General features: G+C 57.0%; 7 protein-coding genes. 2 read left to right on the plus strand and 5 right to left on the minus strand.

Annotation, left to right across the window (positions count from 1 at the left end; translation table 11 throughout):
- Together WA354_RS23620 and WA354_RS23625 are read left to right on the plus strand one after the other, a co-directional pair.
- Nucleotides 1–590 (plus strand): TolB family protein (locus WA354_RS23620; RefSeq protein WP_472815480.1); only part of this gene is annotated, 590 nt, incomplete at its 5' end.
- Between the two features lie 146 nt (nucleotides 591–736).
- The gene (locus WA354_RS23625) at nucleotides 737–1,408 is read left to right on the plus strand and encodes a tetratricopeptide repeat protein (RefSeq protein WP_472815481.1); all 672 of its coding nucleotides are present in this window, start codon (nucleotides 737–739) and stop codon (nucleotides 1,406–1,408) included.
- Nucleotides 1,409–1,502: 94 nt separating this feature from the next.
- Here WA354_RS23625 and WA354_RS23630 read toward each other — a convergent pair whose 3' ends face one another.
- The 5 genes from WA354_RS23630 to WA354_RS23650 form a co-directional block, all read right to left on the minus strand.
- Entirely contained in the window at nucleotides 1,503–2,933 is a 1,431-nt protein-coding gene (locus WA354_RS23630; RefSeq protein WP_472815482.1) for a glutamine synthetase family protein, read from the minus strand.
- 215 nt (nucleotides 2,934–3,148) lie between these two features.
- A complete protein-coding gene (locus WA354_RS23635) occupies nucleotides 3,149–4,123 on the minus strand; it encodes a serine/threonine-protein kinase (RefSeq protein ID WP_472815483.1) in 975 nt (324 codons plus the stop codon).
- A 90-nt stretch (nucleotides 4,124–4,213) separates the two neighbouring features.
- Complete coding sequence (locus WA354_RS23640; protein ID WP_472815484.1) at nucleotides 4,214–5,017, minus strand: PP2C family protein-serine/threonine phosphatase; 804 nt, start codon at nucleotides 5,015–5,017, stop codon at nucleotides 4,214–4,216.
- Nucleotides 5,018–5,222: 205 nt separating this feature from the next.
- Nucleotides 5,223–7,028, minus strand: a complete 1,806-nt coding sequence (locus WA354_RS23645; RefSeq protein WP_472815485.1) for an APC family permease — start codon at nucleotides 7,026–7,028, stop codon at nucleotides 5,223–5,225.
- Nucleotides 7,029–7,282: 254 nt separating this feature from the next.
- Nucleotides 7,283–8,420 (minus strand): outer membrane beta-barrel protein (locus WA354_RS23650; protein WP_472815486.1); only part of this gene is annotated, 1,138 nt, incomplete at its 5' end.

Consider the following 8,420-nt stretch of genomic DNA (forward strand, 5'->3'; position numbering starts at 1 on the left):
GAAAGTACATTGTCTTCGCCCGAGCCGAGGCGCGCGATCCGCGTCCGCCGGGCCAGGGGCGCGCCACCCATGCCAACGACGCCCACGAAGCGCAGATCAAGTACGACCTCTACCGCATTCCATTTAACGGTGGAAAAGGCGGAACGCCGGAAGCGATCAAGGGCGCTTCGCAAAACGGAATGAGCAACAATTTTCCCAAGGTCTCGCCGGACGGCAAATGGATTGTTTTTGTGCAGTGCAAGAACGGCCAGCTGATGCGGCCCGACAGCCAGCTCTACATTATTCCCGCGGCAGGTGGCGCCGCGCGCCGGCTGCGAGCCAACACGCGACTGATGAATTCGTGGCATAGCTGGTCGCCCAACGGGCGATGGCTGGTGTTCTCATCGAAGGCCCGCTCCCCGTACACGCAGATGTACCTCACGCACATCGATGAGCAGGGCAATTCAAGTCCGCCGATTCTGATCGACAACACAACAGCCTCGAATCGGGCAGTCAACATTCCGGAGTTCGTCAACATAAGTCCCGATGGTATCGACCAGATCGAAGTGCACGTAGCCGATGGAAGCGATACTGCGAGCGGCGGCAAGTAGAATTCATAGTGAGGATAAAAACGCCGCTCGCCGAGATGCATATTTCACTTCAATTCAGATTGAGTTGCCTGCTCGTGCTTTTGGTTCTGCTGTCTGGCGCCGCCTCGGCCCAAACATCTCAATCGCCCTGTTCGCCACCTGAATCCATGAAGGCACGCTTCTCGGGCAAGCCCGATCCGGCCGCGCTGAACGATCTCGGCGCCTGGTTTGGCGAGCATAACAATTACACCTGCGCAGCCGAAGCCTTCGCCACGTCGCTGCAGATGGATCCAAAGCAAAAGGACATGCCGCACGTCGCTTTCATGTTCGGTGCAAGCCTGTATTATTCGGGCGACATCAAGGAGGCGATTGCTGCCCTGCAGGCATCCGAACAATATGGCTATAACGAGATCAAGGTTCACCTGGTACTTGCACGCGCGCTCGACGATACACACGCGACCTCCGACGCTGAAGCAGAGTGGCGTGCAGCACTTGATATCGATCCCGAGTATTCCTATGCGCTCGACAACCTTTCAGACGACCTGCTGGCGGACAATAACAACCGGGCCGTAATCGAACTGCTTGACACGCCGCGGGTCATTCCGCAACGCACTGTGCACCAGGCGATGAATCTGGGGACGGCGTACGCGCTGGCAGGGAAGCCCCGGGATGCCGAACGCATTCTCCGTGACGCTCTGAACACGTATCCTGATGCCCAGCCCCTTGCCGCCCAACTCGCCAAGGTTCTTACTCAATTGGGCAAGAATGCTGAAGCAGAAGCGGTGTTGCGGATTGAGAATCAGCGGCACACCGGCCGCTCTGAATCCGAGGCTCACTAGACCCAAACCAGCAGTTCCCAGATGCAGAAAGGCGCGACCATTTCTGGCCGCGCCTTTTTGTTGCCCATTCCCGGCGGATGACGAAAAGTTCGTTCTAGAACAGATTCCAGAGTGACTGGTTGTAAACCTCGTGATGGAACTGCACTTCGGGCGCCTTGACGAAGGTGCCCAGTTCGCGAGCGCAGCGATTAGCAGCTGCCTGTTTCAGATCGGCGAAACGTCCCTGCACGTCGGAACCCAGAATATCCGCAATCCACTTCGAACCCTTGAAGTCGTCAATGGCAGCCTGGATGTGATCGGGCAGGTACCGCTCGGCCTGGCGCAGGTTATCAATCTTGGCGGTGCTTCCGTCGATGCCGGTCTTGAAGATGGAGTAGAGCGCAAGGTACGGGTTCGCATCCGGCGCCACTGACCGAACTTCCACGCGCATGGAGCGGGAGTTGCCGATCGGCACACGCACCATCGAACCACGATCGGTTGCCGAAGCTTTGATCTGATTCGGCGCCTCGAAGTGCGGATCAAGGCGGCGGTACGCGTTTACGCTGGGGTTCAGGATCAGGCAGATGTCCAGCGCGTGTGTCAGGATGCGGTCAATGAATTCCCAGCCAAAACCGGAGAGCATCTCCTGGCCCTTCGGGTCCCACATCAGGTTGACTTTCTCCTTGGAGACGGAGACGTTGGTGTGCATGCCGCTGCCATTCACTCCGACCACAGGCTTGGGAAGGAAGCATGCCGTGTAGCCCATGTTATTGGCGATCTGGCGGCAGAGCAGCTTGTAGAGCTGAATCTGGTCTGCGGCTGCAACCACCTCGCCGTAGCCGTAGTTGATTTCAAACTGGCTGGGCGCAACTTCAGGGTGATCCTTCTCGTTCTGGAAGCCCATCGCGCGCTGCACTTCGGCGGCTGTGTCAATGAACTGTCTTAGCGGATCAAGCGGAAGCACGTGGTAATAGCCGCCAGTGTTGATGAAGTCGAATTTCAACGTCTCGTGGTAATGCCGCTCCGCGTCTTTTCCGGCGAAGAGAAAACCTTCGATTTCGTTGGCTGCGTTGAGTGTGTAGCCCTTGTCCTTGTAGAGCTTGTCGGAGTAAGCCTTCAGAACGCCGCGCAGATCGCCGGAATAAGGCGTGCCGTCCTTGTCGATGACCGTGCCGAAGACCAGCACCTTGCCGTTGCCGAACACATCAGCAGGCACCCAGTAGAACGCACTCCAGTCAATACCCAGGCGCAGGTCGCTCTCCTTCTGCGCGGTGAAGCCACGGATCGAGGAGCCATCAAAGGTCAGGTTCTCGTGCGAGCCCAGCAGGAATTTCTTGTCGTAGTCCAACAGATGCAGGCGGCCTTCAAGATCTGAGAACAGCACCGTCACTGCCTTGATGTGCTTCTCATCCGTCAGATACTTGATTCGCTTTTCGCGAACCTCTTCAATAGGCATCCGGCTCATGCGGTCTGCCTTGGCTTTCAGGTTCAGTTCTTCAAGCTCCTCATAGGTGAGGGCAAGAAAATTCCGGTAATCAGATGACATCGCTCTCCTTCCAGCTGGGAAAAAAGTCGTTGGACATTCAAGGGATATTCTAGGGTTTCTCGTATAAAGAACCCGTGAAGATTGCCGCCCGTGGATTACAGCAGAACCACGGTAGATGCATCCCGAAGCCGTTGCACTCAAGTCGACGCGACCAACAGGGAGCGGCGACCCTCTTGCATTTCACTCAGGACACGGTAACCGTGGTTCTGCGCTAGCTATCGGTGCCGCGCTACGAGCACCATCAACAACAGAATAACAACAGGAATCAGGGCGAGTGCGCCGTAGTAAAGCACCTGCCGCCTGGTGTGCGATTTTCGCTTGTTCCAATCGCGCATTTCGATCCGATCTTCCACTCCGACATCGTCCAAATGCTGCAAATCATGTGCAAATTCGCGAGCCTTGGCATAGCGATTCTGCGGATCGCGTTCGAGCGCGCGGTAAAGCACTTCCTGCAACCGCGGCGAAATCGAGGGCTCAGCGATCGTCGGAGGCATTGGGTGGTTTAACAGCCTGTCGTTCATGATCTCCATGGGTGAGGAACCCGAAAAAGGCAGCCGCCCCGTGAGCATCTCGTAAAGGATGATGCCCATGGAGTAGACGTCTGTGCGTCCGTCTCCGCGCTTGCCTTTCACCTGCTCCGGAGAGATGTAATCTGCAGTGCCCAGCGTGGCGGTGAAGTTGGCATAGGTAAGCCGGCGCGCCGCGGAATCTCCGGCGATTCCGAAGTCGATAAGCTTGATATTGTCGTTGCCGTCGACCATGATGTTTTCCGGCTTCAGGTCGCGGTGGACGATGCCTTGATCGTGGATGTATTCCAAAGCGTCCAGCACCTCGACGGCAATGCGGATGGCACGATCTTGCGGCATCCGCCCCTCGGCAAGGATGTCGCGCAAAAGCCTGCCTTCGCACCACTCCATCACCATGTAGATACGCGAGCGTTTCTCGCCGCCGTAGACCCGCATCACCATGGGGTGATCGAGCTTCTCACCGATGTCGGCTTCACGCTTGAACCGATCGAAGAGGATGGGATCGGCTTCCATGTCGGGGTGCGGAATCTTCAACGCGACGACACGGTTGTCGCGCACGTCCACAGCTCGAAAGATCGACGCCATGCCGCTGCGTGCTACTGGGGACTCAATGCGGTAGGAATCGATTTGCGAACCGGGTTCAATGGTGTCGAGGATGCCCATTGGGCGGCGTTCTCCAGTGCTTGTGCTTCTTCTACTCTATCGAGGTTTAGCGGCGTGTCTCTAAGGAATTCGTAAGGCTTGGTAGGCCATTCAGGAGGGAAGGCGGTAGGGACGGCCGCGGTACATGCCCACCTGTTCGACCGAGCGAATGCGAATGACCTGTGCTGTGGTATTGTCGTTGCCGTCAATCTCGATGGCGCGAGAAACAAGCTCCCCGGCAATCTCGTCGATGGGCTTGTTTTGGGAGACGATCGAAGCAATGGTCGATTCGGGCATTTCATCGTGCAACCCGTCGGAGCAAAGCACCAGCACATCACCGGCCTGAATGGTCAGCGCCGTTGTGTCGGGCGAGACAAACATCTCGGGCCCAAGAGAGCGGATCAGGACATGCCGCGAATCAGAAGTCGCCATATCGCTCGCAGAGATCACTCCCATTTTCCTTTGCTCATTGACCCAGGTGTGATCTTGCGTGATTTGCTTTGCGATGCCCTTGCGCACGAGATAGCAGCGCGAGTCTCCCACATGAGAGATGATTGCCTGGTCGTGGCGAAGTGCGCATGCAACCGCCGTAGTCGCCATCTTCTTCCCACGGAACTCTGCCGCCAGCGTGCGGTCGTGAACAGCGGCGTTGGCATGCTGCACCAGCCGAGGAAGAAGGCTGATCAGCATGGCGCCGCCTTGCGCCTTTTCGAACTCCTGAATCAGAACGGAAACTGCGGTGGAAGAGGCGATCTCACCCAGGTCCAGGCCTCCCACCCCATCGGCAACTACGAAGAGGTACCCGTGGGAGCGGGCCTGGTGGCGCGAATTGGGGATGAACGATCCCATGGCGTCTTCGTTGTTCGTCCGAATTTTGCCGGGATCGCTTGACTGACCAAACACGACATCCAACATGGACCGGTCGCCTCATTGGTTTCCCCGAACGGGTCCTTGTTCGTGGGGTGGTCTTAAGCATCCTGAGTAATGGGGATGCTCTGGAACTTCAAAGGTTCAGGTCTTGCAAAAACCGCTGGGTGGTTTCCCTTCGCGGCATCCTGAATCGAGCCGGGAAGGAATGCCACCCAGGGGTTGCGTTCGATTAACGAATAGGACTGCCGGCCTAACCGGCAACTTTCTTTGCTTCGAGGAGTACTGATTTCCCCTTCGCTTTCGATGATCGCAGAAAATAGACCGCCCCATACAAGCCCCAGACGCCGGAGATGCCCAGCGCCGTTAACGGCTCCATCTTAGTGCCGAGGTTAAAGAACGGGCCCGCCACGTAGAAGCCCATGCAGACTAGATTTGCCACCAGTCCAAAGCCCGGAATCAGTGTATGAAGCAGGAAGTTGTGGTCGGGCCGCTTGTGGTACGCCACGATGCAAAGGAAGCAGCTCAGCGCGTAGAGGATAAACGTGCCGAAGTTTGAAGTCAGCGTGATGGCAAGCAAGGAATTGGGCAGCGCCGCCATCTTGTCATGCGTCGAATAACCGAAGCTTGAAAAGATTCCATGTGGTAGAGCTGCGATGGTTGCGTCGGTGGGCGCGCTGGCATCGGCGAAGACCAGCGAAACGGCCACAACGCCAATGATTGCGGAGATCACGGCCAACGTCCAGATGGCCTTGCGAGGCGAGAGCGACCCGGCATGAAGAATGCCGAAGTGCTCCGGCGCTTCGTCATCCTTGCCCATGGCATAGGTCACGCGGGCGCCGGTATTCATGCAGCTCAGCGTCGTGCCGATCAGCGCCAGGAACACCGTGATCGCCTCGGTGAACATGAAGTACTTGCCGTGACCCTGGCCAAGCAGCCAATCCCCGACAATGATCATCATGTCGCCGATAGGCGCTGCGGAGCTCGCCGCGCTTTGCATCGTGTAACCCGAGTTGAGAAAATAATTGGCGCAGAAATACTCAATCAGGTAACAGACCAAACCCTGAATCAGCAGCGAGGCGATGACCGCGATCGGTATATGCTTAGTCGGGTTTTTGGCCTCACCTCCCATCGCAGTCACCGATTCAAATCCGACAAGGATGAGAATCGCGACCGTAGCCTGAATGAACATCCAATTCAGATTGTGCGGCACCACCACCGAGACAGCCGAGGTGTGCGTCAGCAAGTTTCCGGTCGCATCCTTGTCGGGGTAGGTAATTACATAAGGCACCGGCTTGCCGGCCGAGTCCAGCTGGGGCTGTGGCGTGCCGCTCGCATCGCGGATGGTTGCGCCCGTCTTGTCGGTGGCAAACTGATACGTGTAGGTCGACAGCGTCTGCGTGTCGTATTGGAAGGCCGTGGGGCCGGTTGCACCCGCTGGGTGGCTGACGCGATATCCCAGAGCCAGCACGCTGAAAAGGATGAGGGCGGAAATCTGGATGACGTTGATCGCCAGGTTGACGGCGGTCGATGCGCCTGCGCCCTTTGCCGCAATCCACGCCACAAAGAACGAGAACACGATCGCAACGAGCCCCATGAAGACCGGCCCGGGGTTCGCGCCGCTGATGAAGTTCGGATAAAAGAACCCAACCACGTAGCCCACGAACACGCCGGTGACGCCTACCATCACGCCGGGATAGACCCAGTAATAAAGGTGAGAGCCCCAGCCTACGATGAACTTTGAGACGCGGGCATACTTGAATGCCTTGTCTTTCGACAGCATCGCCTGTTCCGCGTAGTAGTAACTCGACCCCGTTCCCGGATAGAGCTTGGAAATCTCGGCATAGGCCACAGCGGTAGCCAGGCAGAGCAGCAGCGCGGCAAAGATGCCGGCCCACATTGCCGGTGCAGTGGAAGGCTGACCTGCGACACCCGTGGTTGCCTGGATGAAGAACGTGAGCCATAGGAAGGCGCCGGGAGCAATCAGCGCCATTGCATTGCTGGTCAACCCGGTAAGGCCCAGAGTCGCCTGCATCTGTGGTGCTTTCTGATCTGCCATTTAGATTCTCCTGGAAATTGAGGTTCTTAGTGTCAGCTCCCGCTTGCTGAGCTACGGGATGTTTGTGAGGCTCGCCGGATAGCTTCCCAACTGAGCCGATCAGTTCTCTTGATTATGTGAATGCTAAGGATGCACTGATGAAGATGAAATGAAGAATGCGAGCCTTTTTGAGTGCATGAACTCGCTAGTTGCAGGGCCGCCCTTGCGGAGCATTGGTTGTCACCGCAAGGACGGGAAGATCTGCAACAATCTCGCTATTTTTCGACAAAGTTTTTGCCGAAGATGAAGCCGAATTCAAGTACGCCCCGGAATTGGTTGTCGGCAGTTCCTGTTGTGCCAAAGACACTTCCCGGCGTGTAGTTCGATGCATGCACCCACGCGAGATCGCCGCGAACGTACATGCCTCCCTTTTGGTAGGTCGGCGTTGCGGTGAAAGTGGTGCCTGAGCTGCCCGCACCAAAGCCCAGCATATTGACCGATCCGTCGATTGCATTTCCCGAGCTCGTGAGGTATTCCACGCGCGCCGGAAGCGAGAATCCGCTCTTGAATGCGTAGCTGACATTGATCGCGCCGCCGGTAGCGGAGGTACCCTTGAGGACGCCCACCGTCGGGTTGGTCGGCAGGTTGCCATACTGGAAGTACGGCGAAACAATCCACGGTCCCTTGGCGTACGTATAGATCACCGCGTGCATGTAGCCGTTGTTCTGTATCGGCGTCGCTGCCGTTTCAAAGACGGTCTGTCCAAGGTTCCCCATCCCGTCGTATACCAGGGTATGAGGTCCCTTCGTAAAGGTCACTGAACCCGAGAGCCATGAGTAGCGGTTGGAATAGTAACCGTCGTTCCAACTGAACGAGGCGCTGAGGTACTTATTGATCGTTTGGTTTACCTGGATGCCACGATTGATCGCGTTTTCCTGGTTCCAGATGATGCCTCGTTCAACGTTAAAGTTTTGATATGTAAAGGTGGACTCGGCGCCCATCAGCGTGGGAAGAGAACCGATAAGGAACTGGGTCGTCTTTCCTACCGGCAACTTCAAATAAGCGACCGGAACGGGCCCGTAGAAATTGGTATTGGTAGTTTGGGCGCTGGCAAACGGCACTGACAGGGCCTGCATGGTGTAGACACCTGCCTGGACGAAGAACTGAACCTTTCCATCCGCTTTTTGAATAAAAATCTGCCCATTGCTAAGCGTGGCCTGCGCACCCTCGTCTCCCGCAACGTGATTGCTCTGGAACTGCGAGAAGCCGGTCAAAATGCCGTTGACGGAAAGCTTTCCCAGTGGTCCCGCGTCGAAGGTGGCCGGTGGCAGCCATGTCAGTGGACCCGTGAGAACGAATGTGGAAAGCGGTGTCGGGGCGGCTGCGGCAGCCGCTGGATCTGCTGCAGGCGTG

Origin of the sequence: Occallatibacter sp. (assembly GCF_049802275.1) — a bacterium.
GTDB lineage: Bacteria > Acidobacteriota > Terriglobia > Terriglobales > Acidobacteriaceae > Telmatobacter.